19 protein-coding genes are annotated in these 20,803 nt (G+C 58.3%); 17 read left to right on the plus strand and 2 right to left on the minus strand.

Annotated elements, in window-relative coordinates; all coding sequences use genetic code 11:
* Nucleotides 1-75: 75 nt before the first annotated feature.
* The gene (locus ACREYP_RS06420) at nt 76-1,017 is read right to left on the minus strand and encodes a formate/nitrite transporter family protein (RefSeq protein ID WP_008459658.1); all 942 of its coding nucleotides are present in this window, start codon (nt 1,015-1,017) and stop codon (nt 76-78) included.
* A 203-nt stretch (nt 1,018-1,220) separates the two neighbouring features.
* On the opposite strand from ACREYP_RS06420, the gene ccmA reads away from it, so the two are divergent.
* From ccmA to ACREYP_RS06485, 13 genes are all read left to right on the plus strand, one after another.
* Nucleotides 1,221-1,829: a cytochrome c biogenesis heme-transporting ATPase CcmA gene (ccmA, locus tag ACREYP_RS06425; RefSeq protein WP_336819278.1), complete on the plus strand. Its 609-nt coding sequence runs from the start codon at nt 1,221-1,223 to the stop codon at nt 1,827-1,829.
* On the plus strand, nt 1,822-2,481 hold the full coding sequence (ccmB, locus tag ACREYP_RS06430) for a heme exporter protein CcmB (RefSeq protein WP_008459662.1): 660 nt from the start codon (nt 1,822-1,824) through the stop codon (nt 2,479-2,481). Before ccmA ends, ccmB begins: the two co-directional genes overlap by 8 nt.
* Nucleotides 2,482-2,510: 29 nt before the next feature.
* Nucleotides 2,511-3,251, plus strand: coding sequence for a heme ABC transporter permease (locus ACREYP_RS06435; protein WP_336819277.1), 741 nt, complete (start codon nt 2,511-2,513; stop codon nt 3,249-3,251).
* Complete coding sequence (gene ccmD, locus ACREYP_RS06440) at nt 3,248-3,460, plus strand: heme exporter protein CcmD (protein ID WP_008459664.1); 213 nt, start codon at nt 3,248-3,250, stop codon at nt 3,458-3,460. The genes ACREYP_RS06435 and ccmD overlap by 4 nt, the downstream gene beginning before the upstream one ends.
* Nucleotides 3,461-3,940: a cytochrome c maturation protein CcmE gene (gene ccmE, locus ACREYP_RS06445; protein WP_498881198.1), complete on the plus strand. Its 480-nt coding sequence runs from the start codon at nt 3,461-3,463 to the stop codon at nt 3,938-3,940.
* Complete coding sequence (locus ACREYP_RS06450) at nt 3,937-5,892, plus strand: heme lyase CcmF/NrfE family subunit (protein WP_008459666.1); 1,956 nt, start codon at nt 3,937-3,939, stop codon at nt 5,890-5,892. Before ccmE ends, ACREYP_RS06450 begins: the two co-directional genes overlap by 4 nt.
* Nucleotides 5,889-6,446, plus strand: a complete 558-nt coding sequence (locus tag ACREYP_RS06455; RefSeq protein ID WP_166872115.1) for a DsbE family thiol:disulfide interchange protein — start codon at nt 5,889-5,891, stop codon at nt 6,444-6,446. The genes ACREYP_RS06450 and ACREYP_RS06455 overlap by 4 nt, the downstream gene beginning before the upstream one ends.
* Before the next feature lie 8 nt (nt 6,447-6,454).
* Nucleotides 6,455-7,519: a cytochrome c-type biogenesis protein CcmH gene (locus tag ACREYP_RS06460; RefSeq protein ID WP_336819312.1), complete on the plus strand. Its 1,065-nt coding sequence runs from the start codon at nt 6,455-6,457 to the stop codon at nt 7,517-7,519.
* A gap of 13 nt (nt 7,520-7,532) precedes the next feature.
* Nucleotides 7,533-8,291: a phospholipid-binding lipoprotein MlaA gene (gene mlaA / locus ACREYP_RS06465; RefSeq protein ID WP_008459669.1), complete on the plus strand. Its 759-nt coding sequence runs from the start codon at nt 7,533-7,535 to the stop codon at nt 8,289-8,291.
* Nucleotides 8,292-8,457: 166 nt separating this feature from the next.
* Entirely contained in the window at nt 8,458-10,422 is a 1,965-nt protein-coding gene (gene hflK / locus ACREYP_RS06470; protein WP_498881199.1) for a protease modulator HflK, read from the plus strand.
* Nucleotides 10,419-11,432 (plus strand): protease modulator HflC, encoded by a 1,014-nt coding sequence (gene hflC, locus ACREYP_RS06475; protein ID WP_498881200.1) that lies wholly within the window; start codon nt 10,419-10,421, stop codon nt 11,430-11,432. The genes hflK (ACREYP_RS06470) and hflC overlap by 4 nt, the downstream gene beginning before the upstream one ends.
* Nucleotides 11,429-12,481 (plus strand): protease modulator HflK, encoded by a 1,053-nt coding sequence (gene hflK / locus ACREYP_RS06480; RefSeq protein WP_498881201.1) that lies wholly within the window; start codon nt 11,429-11,431, stop codon nt 12,479-12,481. Before hflC ends, hflK (ACREYP_RS06480) begins: the two co-directional genes overlap by 4 nt.
* Nucleotides 12,478-14,379 (plus strand): heavy metal translocating P-type ATPase, encoded by a 1,902-nt coding sequence (locus tag ACREYP_RS06485; protein WP_498881202.1) that lies wholly within the window; start codon nt 12,478-12,480, stop codon nt 14,377-14,379. The genes hflK (ACREYP_RS06480) and ACREYP_RS06485 overlap by 4 nt, the downstream gene beginning before the upstream one ends.
* Nucleotides 14,380-14,425: 46 nt before the next feature.
* Here the strand turns inward: ACREYP_RS06485 and fadL are convergent, their stop codons facing one another.
* On the minus strand, nt 14,426-15,754 hold the full coding sequence (gene fadL / locus ACREYP_RS06490; RefSeq protein WP_336819270.1) for a long-chain fatty acid transporter FadL: 1,329 nt from the start codon (nt 15,752-15,754) through the stop codon (nt 14,426-14,428).
* Nucleotides 15,755-16,131: 377 nt separating this feature from the next.
* Between fadL and ACREYP_RS06495 the strand changes: the two genes are divergently transcribed.
* From ACREYP_RS06495 to sixA, 4 genes are all read left to right on the plus strand, one after another.
* Nucleotides 16,132-16,416, plus strand: a complete 285-nt coding sequence (locus tag ACREYP_RS06495) for a YfcZ/YiiS family protein (protein WP_008459678.1) — start codon at nt 16,132-16,134, stop codon at nt 16,414-16,416.
* A 179-nt stretch (nt 16,417-16,595) separates the two neighbouring features.
* The gene (gene fadI / locus ACREYP_RS06500) at nt 16,596-17,906 is read left to right on the plus strand and encodes an acetyl-CoA C-acyltransferase FadI (protein ID WP_008459679.1); all 1,311 of its coding nucleotides are present in this window, start codon (nt 16,596-16,598) and stop codon (nt 17,904-17,906) included.
* Nucleotides 17,906-20,071, plus strand: coding sequence for a fatty acid oxidation complex subunit alpha FadJ (fadJ, locus tag ACREYP_RS06505; protein WP_166872125.1), 2,166 nt, complete (start codon nt 17,906-17,908; stop codon nt 20,069-20,071). The genes fadI and fadJ overlap by 1 nt, the downstream gene beginning before the upstream one ends.
* A 179-nt stretch (nt 20,072-20,250) precedes the next feature.
* Nucleotides 20,251-20,739 carry a phosphohistidine phosphatase SixA gene (gene sixA / locus ACREYP_RS06510; RefSeq protein ID WP_008459681.1) on the plus strand — a complete coding sequence of 163 codons (489 nt, stop codon included), beginning with the start codon at nt 20,251-20,253 and terminating at the stop codon, nt 20,737-20,739.
* Nucleotides 20,740-20,803: the final 64 nt, after the last annotated feature.

Raw genomic sequence — 20,803 nt, forward strand, 5'->3', positions numbered from 1 at the left:
GCGGCGGGCGTAGTATACCCGCTTTTCGAGGCAGGTTAAGGGGTTGGCGGTCCGTTTGCCTGGAAGATGAACAATTTACCCGTCACATTTTCCGCTCTTCGCTGAGTTTCGGCTCATTTCCTCCTGCTTCCGCTTCGCCTCGGCCTTCTTCTTATTGCTCATATCGTTGCGGATCTGCGCGTGGCTGATCAGCGCGAAAATGAACGTTCCGCCGCAGATATTCCCGGCTAAGGTGGGCAGGGCAAACGGCCAGAAGAACTCGCTCCAGTGCAGCGTGCCGTTGAACACCAGATAAAGAATTTCGACCGAGCCGACCACGATATGGGTTAAATCACCCAGCGCAACCAGCCACGTCATCAGCACTATAACAAAGATTTTTGCCGAACCCGCGGCAGGGAACATCCACACCATGGTGGCGATGATCCAGCCGGAGATAATGGCATTGGCGAACATCTCACCGGGCGGGTTTGCCATCACCTTCATGCCGATATCGTCGAAGGCTTTGCGAGTGGCTTCGTCGAATATCGGCATAAATTCAAAGGCCAGCGCCGCCATCGCGGTGCCGACGATATTCCCGAACAGCACAATGCCCCACAGCCGCATCAGCAGCCCCAAATTGCTGGTGGTCGGGTGCTGCATCACCGGCAGCACGGCGGTGACGGTGTTTTCAGTAAACAGCTGCTGGCGCGCCATAATGACGATGATAAAACCAAAGGTGTAGCCAAGATTTTCCAGCAGAAAATTGCCGGGCACGCCGACCAGGTTGACGTGAAAAATGCCTTTCGCCAGCAGCGAGGCGCCCATCGACAAACCCGCCGCCACGGCTGACCAGAACAGCGCCATGCCGTCGCGCTCCAGCTCTTTTTGCCCGTCCTGGCGAATGTGCTCGTGAATCGCCATCGCGCCGGAGGGCAGGCGATCCTCGTCCACTTCTATTCTCTTGCCGCTCGATTTCTCATCGCTGTCCACTGCCAGCTCATCGGTCTTAGCTATTTCATCGGGCTCGATCTTGTCCATCAGGGCGGTTCCTGGTCGGAAAATGTTCACTTAAGCGTAGCGGTTTTTATCCCACGTTTTTGACGAATGGGAATAATCGCCCCAGATTTGATCTGAATAAGCCAATTAACCCTAATGGAGTAGCCGAAGGCGTCGGGGGTAACCTGAAGAAAACAGGGCGATATGATATGCTTAGCGTCACCCGAGACAAGGAGCGCCTCCTGATGCTAGAAGCCCGACAACTGACCTGCCAGCGTGACGATCGCACGCTGTTCAACGCGCTGTCGTTTAGCGTTGAGCCGGGAGAAATGGTGCAGGTGGCGGGCAAAAACGGCGCGGGGAAAACCACGCTTTTACGTATTCTGGCCGGACTGGCGCAGGCCGATGAGGGCGAAGTCTTCTGGCAAAATCAGCCACTTCGCCGCCAGCGCGATAATTTCCACGGTGACCTGTTGTGGATTGGCCATCAGCCGGGGATCAAATCCGTTCTCACCCCTTTTGAAAATCTCACCTTTTTTCATGCCGATGTAGCTGAAGAACAGCTGTGGGCTGCGCTCGAGCAAACCGGGCTGCTCGGCTTCGAAGATTTATCCGTCAACCAGCTTTCCGCCGGGCAGCAGCGCCGCGCCGCGCTCGCTCGTCTGTGGCTTTCCACGGCAAAGCTTTGGCTTCTGGATGAACCGTTTACCGCCCTGGACGCCGCCGGCATTGAGCGCTTGACCCGGCGCCTGCAGCAGCACGCCGAAGCTGGCGGGATAGTAATTCTCACCAGCCATCAGCCGCTAAGTTGCGCTATACGGCAGATTCATTTGCAGGAAGCTGTTTATGATTAGGCGCATTTTCTGGCGCGAACTGCAGGTCGTGTTTCGTCGCGGGGCTGAAATCGCCAACCCGCTGTGGTTCTTCCTGATTGTGATAACCCTGTTTCCGCTCGGCATTGGCCCGGAGCCGCAGCTCCTGGTGCGCATTGCGCCGGGGGTTATCTGGGTGGCGGCTTTGCTGGCCTCTTTAATGGCGATGGACAGGCTGTTCCGGGATGACTTTCAGGACGGCTCGCTGGAACAGCTGATGCTGCTGCCGGTGCCTTTGCCGCTGGTGGTGCTGGCGAAAGTGACCGCTCACTGGGTGGTGACCGGGCTGCCGTTGTTATTGCTTTCACCGCTGGCGGCCCTGCTGCTCGGGCTGGATTTTTATGGCTGGCAGGTGATGGCCACCACGTTGTTGCTGGGAACGCCGACGCTGAGCTTTCTCGGCGCGCCCGGCGTGGGGTTAACGGTTGGTCTGAAGCGGGGCGGGGTGCTGCTCAGCCTGCTGGTGTTGCCGCTGACTATCCCGCTTTTAATTTTTGCCACCGCCGCGATGGATGCCGCCTCGATGCATCTGCCGGTGGAGGGCTATATGGCAATTCTTGGCGCGCTGCTGGCCGGCAGCGCCACGCTAAGCCCGTTCGCTACGGCGGCGGCGCTGCGGGTAAGCGTTGCATAACTTTATTTTTTGTTTTGTGAGCAAAACCTATGTGGAAAACATTACATCAGTTGGCTAAACCCGAGCGGCTTTACCACTTTTGTGGCCGCCTGCTGCCCTGGCTGGCTATCCTCAGCGCGGTGCTGCTGGTGGTCGGCTGTGTCTGGGGCTTTGGTATTGCCCCGGCGGACTACCAACAGGGGCAAAGCTACCGGATCATGTACCTTCACGTCCCGGCGGCGATGTGGTCGATGGGCATTTACGCCAGCATGGCGATTGCCGCCTTTATTGGCCTGGTGTGGCAGATAAAAACCGCCGATCTGGCGGTGATGGCGATGGCCCCCGTCGGGGCGGCATTTACCTTTATCGCCCTGGTCACCGGCTCCGCCTGGGGGAAGCCAATGTGGGGCATATGGTGGATTTGGGACGCGAGGCTGACCTCCGAACTGGTGCTGCTGTTCCTCTACGTGGGTGCCATCGCGCTGTACAGCGCGTTTGACGATCGCCGTCTTGCGGGCCGTGCCGCCGGGATTCTGGTGCTGGTCGGCGTGGTGAACCTGCCGATTATTCACTTCTCGGTGGAGTGGTGGAACACGCTGCATCAGGGCTCGACCAATATGCAGCAGTCCATCGACCCTTCCATGCGTACGCCGCTGCGCTGGACTATCTTCGGCTTCCTCGCGCTGTTTATCACGCTCACCCTGATGCGCCTGCGTAACCTGCTGCTGTTACAGGAAAACCGCCGTCCGTGGGTGTTAACGCTTGCTAACGGCAAAGGAGCAAAATCATGACGTGGGCGTTCACACACTGGGGCGAGTTTTTCGCCATGGGCGGCTACGCCTTTTACGTCTGGCTGGCGGTGGCTTTTACGCTTCTGCCGCTGCTTGGGCTGATTTTTCATACCCGCTACCAGCACCGCGCCATTCTGCGGGCGGTGGCGCGCCAGCAGGCCAGAGAGCAGCGTATTCGTGTCGCTCGTCAGCGCCAGGAGGAAGTTTAAGTGAATCCGCGTCGTAAAAACCGGCTTTATCTGGCCGTGGCGGTGCTGGCCGGTCTTGGGCTGACAATAACGCTAGTGCTGTACGCCCTACGCAGCAATATCGACCTGTTTTATACCCCCGGCGAAATTATCTACGGCAAAGGCGAAAGTCATTTAATGCCGGAAACCGGGCAGCGCCTGAGGATCGGCGGCATGGTGATGCCGGGCAGCGTGAAGCGCGACAGCCAAAGCCTGAAGGTCAATTTCAAGCTGTATGACGCGCGCGGTGTGGTGGACGTGACCTACGAGGGCATTCTGCCGGATCTGTTCCGCGAGGGGCAGGGCGTGGTTGCCCAGGGCGTGATGGAAGGTGCCACGCTTATTCACGCCAAAGAAGTACTGGCGAAACACGATGAAAACTACACGCCGCCGGAGGTGAAAGCGGCGATGGAGCAAAATCACCAGCAGGCTCCGGAAGTGTATAAGGATAACGCCTCATGATGCCGGAAATCGGTGGGTTCCTGCTAAGCCTGGCGCTCGGCTGGTCTTTGCTATTAAGCGTTTATCCACTCTGGGGCGTGGCGCGCGGTGACAAGCGGCTGATGGCCTCCGCGCGGCCGTTTAGCTGGGCGCTGTTTATCACCCTTTGCGCATCATTCCTGATACTGGTTAACGCCTTCGTGGTGAACGACTTCAGCGTACTTTACGTCGCCAACAACTCGAATACCGAGCTGCCGGTCTGGTATCGCGTGGCGGCTACCTGGGGGGCGCATGAAGGGTCATTGATGCTGTGGGTGCTGATGATGAGCGGCTGGACGTTTGCCGTTGCTCTCACCGGGCGCAGCATGCCAAAAGAAGATCACGCCCGCGTGTTGGCTGTCATGGGCATGATTAACTTCGGCTTCCTGCTGTTTATTATTTTCACCTCCAATCCGTTTATCCGCACGCTGCCGGACTACCCGCTGGAAGGGCGAGATTTAAACCCGCTGCTACAGGACATCGGCCTGATCTTGCACCCGCCGCTGCTGTATATGGGGTATGTAGGTTTTTCTGTGGCGTTTGCTTTCTCGATTGCGGCGCTGCTGGGCGGCAGGCTGGACAGCGCCTGGGCGCGCTGGACTCGCCCGTGGACGCTGGCGGCATGGGCTTTCCTGACCGTGGGGATTGTGCTGGGTTCGGCGTGGGCTTATTACGAACTGGGCTGGGGCGGCTGGTGGTTCTGGGACCCGGTAGAAAACGCCTCGTTTATGCCGTGGCTGGCGGGCACGGCGCTTATCCACTCGCTTTCCGTTACCGAAAAACGCGGCAGCTTTAAAGCCTGGACGGTGCTGCTGGCGATAAGCGCCTTCTCGCTTTGCCTGCTGGGGACGTTCCTGGTTCGCTCTGGCGTGCTGGTGTCGGTGCATTCCTTTGCGTCCGATCCGGCGCGCGGCATGTTTATTCTGGCTTTCCTGGTGGTCGTTATCGGTGGTTCGCTGCTGCTGTATGCGGTCAAAGGCAGCAAAGTCCGCTCCCGCGTGAGCAACGATCTCTGGTCGCGCGAGTCTTTCCTGCTCGGCAACAACGTCCTGCTAATTGCCGCCATGCTGGTGGTTCTGCTGGGCACGCTGCTGCCGCTGGTGCATAAACAGCTTGGCCTCGGCAGCATTTCCATCGGGGAGCCGTTCTTCAATACGATGTTTACTGCGTTGATGGCCCCGTTTGCGCTGATGCTCGGCATTGGGCCGCTGGTTCGCTGGCGGCGCGACGAGCCGGGCAAGCTGCGCAAACATCTGCTGGCGGCGGTGGTTATCACGCTGATTCTGTCGCTGCTTTTACCGTGGCTGATGCAGGATAGCGTAGAGGCAATGACGGTGGTCGGCCTGCTGATGGCCGTCTGGGTCTTTGTGCTGGCGCTGATGGAGGTTTATCAACGCGCCACGCATCGCCACGGCTTCTGGGATGGGTTACGCAAAATTCCTGCCAGCCACTGGGGGATGGTTTCCGCGCATTTGGGCCTGGCGGTGACGGTGGTTGGCATCGCCTTTAGCCAGAGCTACAGCGTCGAGCGCGATGTGCGCATGAAGTCCGGCGACAGCATTGATATTCATCAGTACCACTTTGTGTTCCGGGAAGTGCGGGACATCACCGGCCCTAACTACCGCGGCGGTGTGGGCGTGATTGACGTCACCCGTCACGGCAAGCCGGAAGCCACGCTGCACGCCGAAAAGCGTTTCTATAACAGCAACCGGGCGATGATGACCGAGGCGGCCATCGACGGCGGTTTCACCCGTGACCTTTATGCCGCGCTGGGCGAAGAGCTGGACGATGGCAGCTGGGCGGTGCGCCTGTATTACAAACCTTTCGTGCGCTGGATTTGGGCGGGCGGGCTGCTGATGGCCCTCGGCGGGCTTTGCTGCCTGTGTGACCCGCGTTATCGCAGCCGTAAAGTTAAGCCGGAGGCCGCAGCATGAAGCGCCGCTATCTTTTTATTCCGCTGGCGCTGTTTCTGCTGCTGGCCTCGCTGCTGCTCTGGCAGCTGGCGCGCAATGCCCAGGGCGAAGCGCCCACGGATCTGGAGTCGGCGCTGATTGGTAAGCCTGTGCCGGTGTTTCGTCTGGAATCGCTCGATGAGCCGGGTAAAGAGTGGGGGCGGGAAGTGCTGGCGGACGGCAAGCCGCTGCTGCTGAATGTCTGGGCGACCTGGTGCCCAACCTGCCGCGCCGAGCACAAGTTTCTTAACGGGCTTGCCGCGCAGGGCGTCCGCGTCGTCGGCATGAACTATAAAGACGATCGCCATAAAGCGATTACCTGGCTACGCGATCTCGGGAACCCGTACAGGCTAAGCCTGTTTGACGGCAACGGCATGCTGGGGCTGGATCTCGGCGTGTACGGCGCGCCGGAAACCTTCCTGATCGACGGCAAGGGGATCATCCGCTATCGCCACGCGGGCGATCTGAACGATCGCGTCTGGCAGCAGGAGCTGAAGCCGCTTTGGGAGAAATACAGCCAGGAGGCGGGCTCATGATGCGCGCAATGTTCTTTTTGCTCGGGATGCTGTTTAGCCTAAATGCGGCGGCGGCCATTGATACCTTCACCTTTAAAGATGAAGCGCAGGAGCAGCAGTTCCGCCAGCTAACCGAGGCGCTGCGCTGCCCGAAATGCCAGAACAACAGTATTGCGGATTCCAACGCAATGATTGCCTCAGACATGAAGCTTAAAGTTTACGAGCTGATGCAGCAGGGCAAAAGCAAGCAACAGATTGTGGACTATATGGTGGAGCGTTACGGCCATTTTGTGACCTATGAGCCGCCGCTGACGCCGGCCACGGTGATCCTCTGGGTGTTGCCGGGGCTGTTTATTGTCGGTGGTGCGGCGGTGATTGTCTTACGCAGCCGCAGGCGGCAAAAGATTTCGCTCACGGAAGAAAATCCGGCGCTGAACGGCGGGATAACCTCAGGGAAAATCTCGCTGTGGGTTTTCTTGCCGGGGGGCGTGCTGCTGCTGGCGGTCAGCGCTGGCAGTTATCTGAAAACGTCCGGGCTGGCGCAGGTGCAGGCCTGGCGGCAGGCGACGGCCGAGACGCCAGCGTTGTTAAAACGTGTTCTTGACCCGCAGGCCGCGCCGCTGACTATGGAAGAGATGGCGCGTCTTGGGTTAGGATTACGCACGCGATTGCAGCAACAGCCTGATAATCTTGAAGGCTGGATGATGCTTGGGCGCATTGGCATGGTGCTGAATAACGCCACAACGGCGACACAGGCTTTTGCTCACGCCTATAAACTTGCGCCCACAAACGGCGAAGCAAAGCTGGGCTATGCTGAAGTATTGACCCGCTCTGCCGACGCTCAGGATAACCAGCTTGGTGGGCTTCTGCTCCGCGAAATGTTAAAAGATGACCACACGAATATTCGCGTGCTCAGCCTGCTGGCGTTCAATGCTTTTGAGCGCCAGAACTACCGTGAGGCGATTGGGGCGTGGGACATGATGCTGAAAATTTTACCGGCAAACGACCAGCGCCGCGCCGTCATTGAGCGCAGTATCGATCAGGCGAGGGCCCAGCTTGAACCGGGCACCACTGAAAGCGCAGACAAACAATAATAGGGAGACGCTAATGAATTTCCGCCTGACCGGACTTGCTCTGGCAACAACGGTATTAGTGGGATGTGCCAGTTCTGGTAGCCAGCAGCCTCAGGGGCGTTCGGACCCGCTCGAAGGGTTCAACCGTTCAATGTTCAACTTCAACTACAACGTGCTGGACCCGTATGTATTACGTCCGGTGGCCGTAGCGTGGCGTGACTATGTGCCGGTGCCCGCGCGCAACGGCCTGAGCAACTTCACCAGCAACCTCGAAGAGCCCGCCACGATGGTGAACTACTTCGTGCAGGGCGACCCGTACCAGGGGATGGTGCACTTTACGCGCTTCTTCCTGAACACCCTGCTGGGGATGGGGGGCTTCATCGACGTGGCCGGGATGGCTAACCCTAAACTTCAGCGCGTCGAGCCTCACCGCTTCGGCAGCACGCTGGGCCATTACGACGTAGGCTACGGTCCTTATGTGATGTTACCGGGCTATGGCAGCTTCACGCTGCGCGAAGACGGCGGTGATTTTGTCGATACGCTGTATCCGGTGCTTTCCTGGCTGACCTGGCCGATGTCCATCGGTAAATGGGCGGTCGAAGGTGTCGAAACGCGCGCCCAGTTGCTGGATTCCGACGGCCTGCTGCGCCAGTCAGCCGATCCTTATATCACCGTGCGTGAAGCCTACTTCCAGCGCCATGACTTCCTGGCTAACGGCGGCCAGCTTAAGCCAGAGGCGAACCCGAACGCGGCGGCGATTCAGGATGACCTGAAAGATATCGACTCCCAGTAAGTGCTACCTGGATGTGAAAAAGCGAACATTGATGTTCGCTTTTTTATTGTCATCACACTGACATAAAATGACACATCTTTACTCGCCAGCATTTTGTGTTGGTATGTTATAAAATAACAATCCAAAAATACTGCGCAACTCTTGCGCACCTCACGCTTAAAACATCATGCCACCTACCCGGTTACCCGAAGCTGAACTGCTGCCTCAGGCGCTGCCCGCTCGCTATTCGCTGGCCGGCGCGCAGGCCCGACTCGCCGCGCGTGCGGTGTTCGCCTTAACCTTCTTGCTGTTTATGATGCTCCTGCTGGCGCTGACGGTCAGTATCCTGGAGCCAGCTTCCCGCTGGGTCGCTTTACTCTGCAGCAATGCCGCAGCGCTTTTGTTATTGGTTGTTTCGCTGCACGCGACGCAGCGTATTTGCCAGTGGCGAAGCTTTAAGTTTTCCCCTCCGATTGAGCCTTCGGTTCAGGAGGAAGAAGCGCCCAAGAATCCTCTTTTAAGCTGGCTTACGGGCCTGGTGCCGTTAAATTTTGCCCGGGCTGAAGCTTTGTTTAAGGCAGAAGGCATCTGGTCCGGGGCGCTTGCCGCGCTGGCGTTCTATATTGCGTTTTCTGGCTGGAGTAGCCGCTACGTTCCCCTGCTGGACAATAATAACCGCTGGATAGCTGTAGCGTGCCTGGCAGGATCCGTCTTTGTGCTACTGGTGGCCGAACGGCATCTCAGTGCGGTATCGAAAGAAGCTTCCCCGGAAGCCGGGTCGATAGCGCCGCTGCTGCGCCTGGTGATGGCGGTACAGGTGCTGAGTTTACCGGGACTTGTCTGGCCACAGCTCAACAGTGCACTGGCGATAAACTTGCCCGCTGCGCTGGTACTGTTGGTTGCCGTCGAGTTTATGCTGCGCGGGCTGTTTTCTCTGTTCGCACCCCCCGGAGACGGCACGACAGAGCCCAGGCTTATCCCCAAAAGCCAACTGGCCGCCCAGCTAACCTGGCCGCCGCGCCCGCTCGGGTTTTTACAGCAGGAGCTGCACCAGCGGTTTGGCATCGATCTTCGCCAGGTCTGGGCCTTCAGCGTCCTGAAGCGCGCGTTTATCCCGATGGTGACCCTGATGGTGATCTGCGGCTGGTTGTTGACCGGGCTGCAGCAAATCTCAGCCACTGAACGCGGCGTGTATGAGCGCTTTGGCCGCTCTGTGGCGGTGCTGGAGCCGGGGCTGCATCTGGGGCTGCCCTGGCCGTTTGGTCGGGTGCAGTTGACCGAAAATGGGCAGGTGCATGAGCTGGCTGCCGGGGAAGATCCAGCCAGCCAAGCTCCTGTAAAACGCGCCGATGCCGAAGGCCCCGCGCCCGCCAGCGCCGACAGGCTTTGGGATGCCACCCACAACTTCGACAAAGCACAAATTATCGCCAGCCAGAGCGGGGATCGGCAAAGCCTGCAGATCGTTAACAGCGACGTGCGCTTTATGTGGCGTATTGGCTTGACTGATAACGCCGCGCTGGCGGCAACCTACCGGGCAGTGAACCTGTCTGATCTGGTGCGCAGCACGGCAAATGAGGTGTTGGTACATCAGTTCTCGTCTTTAACGCTGGATGATGTCCTGAGCGAGCGGCGTGACGACCTGGCCGGGCAGATTAACCAGGCCGTGCAGCAGCAACTGGATAACCTGCACAGCGGCGTGGAAATCCTTTCTACCGTCGTGGAGGCGATTCATCCGCCTGCCGGGGCGGCCGACGCTTTTCATGGTGTACAGGCCGCGCAGATTGCCGCGCAGTCGCTGATTCTGAGAGAGCAGGGAAGTGCGGCAGAAAAAGCCGCGATTGCCGCGACCAATGCTGCAGTGCGCGAAAACACGGCGCAGGTTAATGCTACCGAAGCGCTAAGCGAAGCTCAGGCAACGGCCACCCGCTTTGCCGCGCAGAAGAATGCTTACCAGCAGGCAGGGCAGGTCTTTATCGACGAGCTTTGGTTTAAACAGCTTCAGCAGGCCCTCAGCGGCCGCCCATTATTGGTCATTGACCAGCGAATTGGTGCCGGTTCGCCGCCCACGCTCGATCTGCGTGATTTCCCTACTTCTACCGATGCGGCGCGGCGTGACGCGCCCGCTAAACCCGCACAGGAGCTTTCCCGGTGAGCCATTCCCACTCTCATGGACATCATGATCACCACCACGGCCACGGCTGCAGTCATGGCCACTCTTCCGCCCCGGAAGGGGGTAAAAAAGGCGCCTGGAAGCGTATTACCGCCGCCGTTGTTTTGGTCGTTATTCTGCTTGCGGCTGCGAGCCTGGTGCAGGTGAGATCCGGTGAATCACTGGTGATCACCCGTTTCGGCAAACCCGTCCGCGTGCTGCTGGAGCCGGGGCTTGCCTGGCGGCTGCCTGCCCCTTTTGAAACGGCAACGGTGGTGGATCTGCGCCTGCGGACGACGTCCAGCGGGCTGCAGGATGTCGGCACGCGCGATGGCCTGCGGATCATCGTTCAGTCCTACGCGGTATGGGAAGTGGACAGCACGCCTGAACACGTGCAGCGGTTTATGCGGGCGGTGCAAAACCAGCCGGATGAAGCGGCCCGGCAAATTCGCACCTACTTAGGCTCAGCGCTGGAAACCACCGCCAGCGGCTTCACGCTTTCTCAACTGGTGAACACCGACGGCAAGCAGGTTCAGCTGGCGGAGTTTGAATCGCATCTTCAACAGCAAATCAGCCAGCCGCTGCTGCAAAGTTACGGCATCAGGCTGGTGCAGATGGGCACCGAACGCCTGACGTTGCCGGCCGTGACGCTCAACGCCACGGTTGACCGTATGCGAGCAGAGCGTGAAACCATTGCGATTGAGCGCACGGCGGAAGGTAAGCGCGCTGCGGCAGAGATTCGTTCCGCCGCCGATCGCGATGCTCGCATCACCGAAGCTCAGGCCTCAGTGAAAGCGGCGGATATCGAAGCCCAGGCCCAGGTACAAACGGCGTCCATCTACGGTAAAGCTTATGCCAGCGCCCCGCAGCTTTATAGCCTGCTGCGCCAGATTGACGCGCTTAGCGGCATGGTGAATGCGCAAACCCGACTGGTGCTGCGTACCGATGCCAAACCGTTCAGCCTGCTGGTTGACGGGCCGCAAATGGATAAAGCGGCGGATAAAAAACCATGACTAAACGGCAAAAACTTGAGCCCGGTGGGCCGTGGACGCAGTCGATTCGGCTGGCGTTTATCGCGATCTTTGTGCTGACGCTGTTTGCCGCCGGGGCGTGGTTGCTGTCGAATGTCCGGCAAATTCCGCCGGGCAGCAGGGCCGTGGTGCTGCGCTTCGGCGCTGAGCAGCGCGTGGCCGAGCCTGGCTTGCTGCTTGCCTGGCCCGCGCCGGTAAATGAAGTAGTGATGGTGCCAGGACCGGATCGGGTGATTGAACACCGGGTGACCGCGCTGCTGCGCTCGTCCGAAGCGCAAAGCCTGGATATCAACGGTGGCCCCGGCAATGATGCTGTTTCGGGCTCTGGTTTCTTGCTCACCGGTGATGCGGGCGTTGTGCAACTGGATATTAGCGTATTTTATCGGGTCAGAACGCCAACTGCTTACGTCTTACAGGACAAGCATGTCCTGCCGCTGCTGGACCGGCTGGTCGAGCGCGCGGCGGTCGCGGTTTGTGCTTCCCGCGATCTGGATACCATTCTGGTTGCCCGGCCCGAAATGCCCGGCAACGATATGAACGTGGCGCAGCAGCGCGAACAGCTGCGGAGCGACGTGCAGCGGAATATCGAACAGAATTTGCTGCGGCTTCAGCAGTCGGGGAGCGATGCGGGGATTACTCTTGAGCGGGTGACCGTGCAGTCTGCTTTACCGCTGACGACCGTGGCGGCATTCAATGCGGTCTTAACCGCCAGCCAGCAGGCCTCGAAAGCGATCGCGACGGCGCAAAGCGATGCCTCATTAACGCGGCAAAAGGCGGTTCAACAGGCCGACCAGATGCTGCAAACTGCCCAGGCAAAAGCGCAGGAGAGCGTGGCGAAGGCGCAGTCGGACACGGCGACAATTGCCCGTCTGGCCAGCAACCATGACGATCCTGATTTGCTGGGACGTATTTATCGCCAGCGAATAGCCGGGATCCTGTCCCAGGCCGGGTCGGTAATCACCGTGTCGCCGCAGGATGATGCGCATTTGATCCTGCAGGGTGTAGCGCAACAAGAGGCGACGAAACCATGACTTCTTCTGTACAAGCCGGTGGGGCGCTGACCCGCCAGGAGCAGCGGCATATTACCCGCCAGTTGATGCTGGCGCTGGTGGCCAGCGGGGCGCTGATTCTGGGGCTGCTTTGGCGGTGGCTGGCGCCTCAGCAGGTTGCCGTCGGCGATTTACTTTTGGGCGCAGCCTCGGTTGTTGTGGCTGTTCCGGTGCTGCGTCACGCGCTGCATAGCCTGCGCTACCCCAGCCTGCACGGATTGACCGACCAGCTTATCGCGCTGGCATTGCTGGGTGCCTGGGCGACCGGGGATCTTCTGACCGCCGCGCTGCTGCCGCTGATCATGATCGTCGGGCATATTCTCGAAGAGCGCAGCGTGATTGGGTCGCAGGAAGCTATTGCCGCGCTGAGCAAACTCACGCGCAGCAGGGCGCGGCGCTTAAGCACGGACGGTGAATTACAGGATATTGACAACCACGATCTCGAACCTGGCGATGTGGTTGAAGTGCGTGCCGGGGACCATATTCCTGCCGACGGCGTGGTGCTGGAAGGCAAAGCCAGCCTGGACACGGCACCGATTACCGGGGAGTCCGTACCGCAGGAAGTTGTGCCGGGTGCGGAAGTTTTCGGTGGGGCGATAAATCTGGATGGTCTGCTGCGCATCCAGGTTACGCGTACCGGAGAGACCTCGACGCTGGGGCGCGTGATCGCCCTGATGCAAAGCGCGGAACAGGCAAGCCCGCCGATAACGCGTTTGCTCGAGCGCCACGCGGCGCGTTATCTGCTTTTGGTGCTGATGATTGCCGCCAGCACCTGGTTCCTGACGCAGGATGCCCAGGCGATGCTGGCCGTCTTGGTGGCAGCCTGTCCCTGCGCGCTGGTGCTTTCCGCCCCGGCATCATCAATTGCCGGGCTGACGGTGGCCGCCCGCCACGGCATTTTAATTCGCGGCGCGGCCTTTCTTGAGGAGCTGGCGGAGATCAACGCCGTGGTGGTCGACAAGACCGGTACGCTAACGCACGGCAGGCTACACCTGCAGGCCGTGGCGCCTTATGGCGATACCGATCCCACTTTGCTGCAAACCCTGGCGGCCAGCCTGGGCGCGACCAGCAATCACCCGGTCAGCCGCGCGGTAAGCGAGATTGTTTCGCGGGAAGCCTGGCTGCCTCTCGAAAATGTGCGTGAGCATCAGGGGTTAGGCGTTTCCGCCTCTACACCGCAGGGAGAAGCGGTGCTTGGCAGGCGTGAGCTGTTAGCCTCCACTCTGACCGACTTACCTGCGGCCCCTGAGCACGATGGCCCGATTGTCGGGCTGGCGCTGGATGGCCGTTTTCTTGGCTGGCTGCTGCTGGCCGACAGCCTGCGAAGTGAGGCGGCAACGGCGATGGCCGAGCTGCGCGATCTTGGGCTAAACCGGCAGCTTTTACTGACCGGCGATCGCCAGTCGGTTGCGGACAAAATTGCGCACCAGGTGGGGATCGCTGACGTAGTGGCCGGGGCGCTGCCCGCGGATAAGCTGGCGCAGGTGAAACGGCAAATCGACAGCGGCTACCGGCCTATGGTTATCGGCGATGGTATCAACGATTCGCTGGCACTAAAGGCTGGCGTAGTGGGCGTGGCAATGGGGGCCGGTGGGTCCGACATCGCTATGTCTTCGGCGGATATTGTCTTGATCGGCAGCGATCTTCGCCGGCTGGGCACCTGCGTGCGCCTGAGCCGCCGCTGCCGCCGGACTTTGCAGGTCAACGTATTTATCGGCCTGGGCTGGACGCTGGCCATTGTCGCGATGGCGGCTTTTGGCTGGCTTGGCGCTTCTGGCGCAGTTATCGCTGCGCTGTTGCATAATCTGAGCACGCTGCTGGTGCTCGGCAATGCGGGAAGGTTATTGCGGTTTGAAGAGAAGCTGAGCGAGCAGGCATAAAAAAAGCGCCTTCTGATGAAGGCGCTTTACTTTTCGGGGCAGTAACTTAGAACGCGTAGTTGAAGTTAGCGCCGTACAGCCAGGCTTTACCTTCTGATTTGAAGGTGTATGGGCCTTCTTCGATATTGACTTTCTGACCGTGCATGTAGGAAACGCCTACGTCCACAGACGCGTCTTTGTTAAACGCATAGGTGGTACCGGCGCTCAGCCACAGGCGATCCTGGTCCGGAATGGAGATAGAACGCTTGTTAGCCGGCACCGGGCTGTCATCGAACGCGATACCGGTACGGAACGTCCAGTTGTCGTCCATGTAGTAGGTGGTACCCAGCGCGATGCGGTAAGCATCTTTGAAGCCTTCATCTTTATAGAACAGCGTCTGGCCGTTGCTGCCGGTTGCCTTCAGCTCCTGGAACTGGCTCCAGCTGGTGTAGGTCAGACTATAGTGAACGGCCCATTTAGGCGCCACTTTGTTATAGCCGGACAGTTCCCACATTTCTGGCAGGTGTAGACTCAGAGAGCCAGGAACGGTTGCACCGTTGGTTCCGGAAGGCAGACCAAAGTTAGACAGCAGCGGGTTAAACGCCGCAGGTAAACTGCTCTTATAGTCACCGTCAAAGTCGACTTTGACTTCTGAACGGTAGGTAAAGCCGTAGCGGTTGTTTTTATCAATTTCATACAGGATCCCGGCGTTCCAGCCGAAGCCCCATTTATCACCCTTCAGGTGGGCAATCTGAGTATCAGCGGGCAGTGTCCCGATAGCCTGGCGTTGAGCTGGAGTCAGTGGAGACGCAGGGTTGCCAGCAATCAACTGCGGCAGGTCGCCTGCGTAACGCTCAATCTTCGCTTTAGCATAAACCGCGTCGAAACCGAGGCCGAAGCTCCAGTTGCTGTTCAGGCGGTAGGCGCCGCTCAGGTTCATGTTCAGGGTCGTCAGGTCGGTGGTACCGCCCATCGAGCCTGCTGCGTAGCTGTCATTATATTCGGTGGCCAGGCCGTAGTTGGAGGTGACGGACGCACCCCAGCCAAACTGGTCGTTGATCGGCGCCACAAAGTGCAGGTTAGGGACCCATGCGGTTGGCGCGATGTTTTTCGCATCCAGGCTTTTGCCTGACGGCGAACGGCCGGAAATATCAACGTCCGGGTCAACGAAGATAGCACCAGCGGAGAAAGAAGGGCGATCGAACATCATGATGGTAGCGGGGTTGCGGCTTGCTGAACCCGCATTATCCGCAACTGCACCTTCCCCCGAATACGCTCGGCCAAGGCCAGAGGAAGAGAACTCGTTTAATTGAAAGCCGGCGGCGTACGCCTGGGAGGAGACTATTGCCACTGCAACCGCGAGGGCTGACTTTGTAAACAGGTTTTTCTGGCTCATGACCAAAACCTCATTGATTTATTTTTATGCAAACAATGTTACATACCGTAACAGGAGCGCGAATAGTAGGGACTGATCGGGTACAGAGAAATCAGACCAGTGGCGAGAGTATAGGTCTGACCAGCGAGGATGTTGCAAGTTTGTTTCTAAAGTTTTTCATGTTTGATCTTGAAAACGGGATCTGAGTGGCAAAATTGGGGGGAACTTCTCATCAAAGCGGGGATGTTATTTGTTTTAGATCATTTTTAAGTGTGATTTCCGTCACTTGTCGGTTTTGTGAGGATTATCAACTGGAGCAGATGCAACGGCGGGCGTAAAATAGCCACAATTATTTTAACCATTCTCCTATTTTAAGCCGCATTACAGAGGAAAGCGTGATGAGTAAAAATACCGCCGATGAAACCCCGGTTTGCTGCTGCATTGATGTCGGTTCCATTATCGACAACACAGATTGCATCGCCTCCTACAGCCGTGTATTTACTAGCAAAACAGAAGCCGATGAAGTCCTGGCTGCGTTAACGGCTAAAGCCCGTGACGTTGAGTCTGAACCTTGCCAGATTACACCGCGCTACACCGAAGTCGCCGACGGCGTGCAGCTGGATATTGATTTCCAGTTTAGCTGCCAGGCTGAAACGATGATCTTCCAGCTCGGCCTGCGTTAAATTCCCGCTCTCTAATTCCCCCGTGTAAAGCGGGGGCGTTCATTTCGTTATGTAATAATTCGTGTCGCTTCTCCCATTTTTCTCGCCCGCTGGTTGGCTGGATGTGAATTTTTAGTTAAGACTGTGATCAGGTCAGACCACTTTTTGTCTGTATTCACTTTTTTTAGCAGGGGAGCGTTATGAGTCAGGCACTGCCGTTGATTACCCGCCAGGGCGATCGTATTGCCATTGTCAGTGGTTTACGCACGCCGTTTGCCCGTCAGGCCACGGCTTTTCATGGTATTCCCGCCGTCGATCTCGGCAATATGGTGGTGAGCGAGCTAATGGCCCGCAGCGAAGTACCGCCCGAGGCGATTGAGCAACTGGTCTTTGGCCAGGTGGTACAAATGCCGGAAGCGCCAAACATTGCCCGTGAAATCGTGCTGGCGACCGGCATGAGCGTCCATACCGATGCCTACAGCGTCAGCCGTGCCTGCGCCACAAGTTTCCAGGCCGTTGCAAACGTAGCCGAAAGTTTGATGGCTGGTACCATTCGCGCCGGGATTGCAGGTGGCGCAGATTCCTCTTCAGTGCTGCCTATTGGCGTCAGCAAAAAGCTGGGCCGCACGCTGGTGGACGTGAACAAAGCGCGCACGCTTGGGCAGCGGCTGAAACTGTTTTCCAAATTACGTCCTCGCGATCTTTTGCCAGTTCCTCCCGCCGTGGCTGAATATTCTACCGGTCTGCGTATGGGGGATACCGCTGAGCAGATGGCGAAAACTCACGGCATCACTCGCGAACAGCAGGACGCGCTGGCACATCGTTCCCACGAGCGTGCCGCCCAGGCCTGGCAGGAAGGAAAGCTGGCCGATGAAGTGATGACGGCGTTTATTCCTCCCTATCGTCAGCCGTTCGCTGAAGATAACAACGTGCGTAAAGGCTCCAGCCTCGCCGATTATGCAAAACTCCGTCCGGCGTTTGACCGCAAGCACGGCACCGTGACCGCGGCTAACAGTACGCCGCTGACGGACGGCGCTGCGGCCGTGATCCTGATGACCGAATCCCGGGCAAAAGAGCTTGGCCTCAAGCCGCTCGGTTTCCTGCGCAGCTACGCGTTCACCGCCATTGATGTCTGGCAGGATATGCTGCTTGGCCCGGCGTGGGCGACGCCGCTGGCGCTTGAGCGCGCGGGCATTACGCTGAATGATTTGACCCTGTTTGATATGCACGAAGCCTTTGCCGCGCAGACGTTAGCCAACCTGAAAATGCTTTCCAGTGAAAACTTTGCCCGCAATGTGCTGGGCCGGGCTCACGCCACGGGCGAAGTCGATGACGCGAAATTTAACGTGCTGGGAGGGTCGATCGCCTACGGGCATCCATTTGCGGCGACGGGCGCAAGGATGATTACCCAGACGCTGCATGAACTGCGTCGCCGCGGGGGAGGCTTTGGCCTCGTTACCGCGTGTGCGGCCGGTGGGCTTGGTGCGGCAATGGTTCTGGAGGTGGAGTGATGGCACAGCAAGGCGCATTCGACTTACACATCCGACTGGATAACGTTGCCGTAGTGACCATCGACGTTCCGGGCGAAAAAATGAATACCCTGAAGGCTGAATTTGGGGCGCAGGTACACAGCATTATAAAAAAACTGCGCGACAACCCGAGCGTGCAGGGGCTGGTATTTATCTCCGGCAAACCGGACAACTTTATCGCCGGGGCCGACATCAACATGATAGGCGGCTGCAAAACGGCTGAAGAAGCCCAAGAGCTGGCGAGGCAGGGGCAGCAGATCATGGCAGAAATCGCCGCGCTGCCGATCCCGGTGGTGGCCGCGATTCACGGCGCCTGCCTGGGTGGTGGCCTGGAGATGGCGCTTGCCTGTCACGTTCGCATTTGCACCGATTCACCTAAAACGCTGCTTGGCCTGCCGGAAGTGCAACTGGGCCTGCTGCCGGGTTCGGGCGGCACTCAGCGTTTACCTCGCCTGATAGGCGTCAGCAATGCGCTGGACATGATTTTGACCGGCAAGCAACTGCGCCCGCGTCAGGCCCTGAAGCTGGGGCTGGTGGATGACGTGGTGCCCGAATCTATTTTGCTTGAGGCCGCTGTTGAGCTGGCGCTTAAAGGGCGGAAACCTTCGCGTGAACTGCCGGTAAAAGAACGCGTACTCGCCGGGCCGCTGGGGCGCTCGCTCTTGTTTAGCATGGTCAGCAAGAAGACCGAAGAGAAGACGCAGGGCAATTACCCGGCAACGGGCCGCATTATCCAGGTCATCCGCACCGGGCTGGAGCAAGGGAGCAAAAGCGGCTATGAGGCCGAGGCCAAAGCGTTTGGTGAGCTGGCCATGTCTCCCGAATCTGCCGCTTTGCGCGGCCTGTTCTTTGCCAGTACGGAGTTGAAAAAAGAGTATGGCGGTGAAGCAAAACCCGGCAAACTAAATTCTGTCGGCGTGCTGGGGGGGGGATTAATGGGCGGCGGGATCGCCTATGTGACGGCCACCAAAGGCAAGCTTCCGGTGCGCATTAAGGACATTAACAACGAAGGCATTAACCACGCGCTGAAATACAGCTGGGATCTGCTGGAGAAGAAAGTCCGTCGTCGCCATATGAAGCCTGCTGAGCGCCAGCGCGAACTGGCACGTATCTCCGGTGGAACCGATTACCACGGCTTTAGCCAGCGAGATATTGTGGTGGAAGCCGTGTTTGAAGATCTGGCGCTGAAGCAAAAAATGGTGGCTGAGGTTGAACAGTATGCCGCACCGCACACCGTTTTTGCCTCGAATACTTCTTCGCTGCCGATTGCCGATATTGCCGCTCAGGCAGCGCGCCCGCAGCAGGTTATTGGCCTGCATTTCTTCAGCCCTGTAGACAAAATGCCGCTGGTCGAAGTGATTCCTCATGCAGGGACTAGCGCGGAAACCATTTCCACGACCGTGCAGCTGGCGAAAAAACAGGGCAAAACACCGATTGTGGTAGGCGACAGCGCCGGGTTTTACGTCAATCGCATTCTTGCGCCTTATGTTAATGAAGCGCTGCGCTGCCTCACGGAAGGTGAGCCGATCGAGCGCATTGACGATGCGCTGGTGAAGTTCGGTTTCCCGGTGGGGCCGGTACAATTGCTGGATGAGGTTGGGATAGACGTCGGCACGAAGATTATCCCGATTCTGCAGCAGGCTTTCGGCGATCGCTTTGCCGCGCCTGATACCGTGGATGCAATCTTGAAGGACGATCGCAAAGGAAGAAAAAATGGTCGCGGTTTCTATCTTTATCCTGCAAAAGGGCGTAAAAGCAAGAAACAGCCTGACACAGCGATTTACACGCTATTAGGCGTGACGCCGAACGGGCGTCAGACCCCGGAACACATCGCCGAGCGCTGCGTCATGATGATGCTCAACGAGGCCGCTCGCTGCCTCGATGAGGGTGTGGTCAGAAGCGCACGTGATGGCGATATTGGCGGCGTTTTCGGCATTGGTTTTCCGCCGTTTTTAGGCGGGCCGTTCAGGTATATGGACAGCCTGGGGGCCGCCGATGTGGTGGCAAAATTACAGCGTTTAGCGAGCCAGTACGGGGAGCGGTTCAGCCCCTGTGAAAGGCTGATTATTATGGCTGAACAACACCTTAGTTTCTGGCCCGCGTTGACGTCGCAGCCGGTGACCGAGCTTGACGAAGCGCTGAGCTAAAACCGGTAAATGTACGCTGCAAGGTCATTTTGTAAACAGATATTGACTATACTTGCAGCATTGAGGTAAAAGACAGCGTTTCATTCGATGTACGGATAAGGCACAATGCCCGGCTGCCGTGAACCCCACTTTTTCAGCGTGCGGGTTCAGGCGTTCCTGGTTAACAAAAGCGGTGCAATATGCAAGTTTTTATCATGCGTCACGGCGACGCAGCACTCGACGCTGCCAGCGACTCGGTTCGTCCCTTAACCCAATGTGGGTGTGATGAATCCCGTCTGATGGCGACCTGGTTAACGGGTCAAGTGGCAAGTATCGAACGTGTTCTGGTGAGCCCTTACCTGCGAGCTGAACAGACCCTGGACGTGGTGCGGGAAGCGCTGAACCTCCCGGAAAAAGAAGACATCCTGCCAGAGCTGCGGCCCTGCGGTGATGTAGGCCTGGTGGGGGATTACCTGCTGGCGCTGGCAAGTCAAGGTGTTGAATCTGCGCTGGTGGTTTCCCACCTGCCGCTCGTGGGTTATCTGGTTTCCGAGCTTTGCCCGGAAGAGGCTCCGCCGATGTTTACGACTTCGGCCATTGCCAACGTCACGCTGGACCCGGATTCCGGTAAAGGTGTGTTTAACTGGCAGATGAGCCCCTGCAACTTCAAGGTGGCTAAGGCTATCTGATTGCTGTGAGCATGAAAAAAAGAGTCGCGAATGCGGCTCTTTTTGCTTTTAAGGTGCTCAGGAT

The sequence above is a fragment of the Enterobacter sp. TMH.L2 genome, from assembly GCF_050847315.1.
Lineage (GTDB): Bacteria > Pseudomonadota > Gammaproteobacteria > Enterobacterales > Enterobacteriaceae > Cedecea.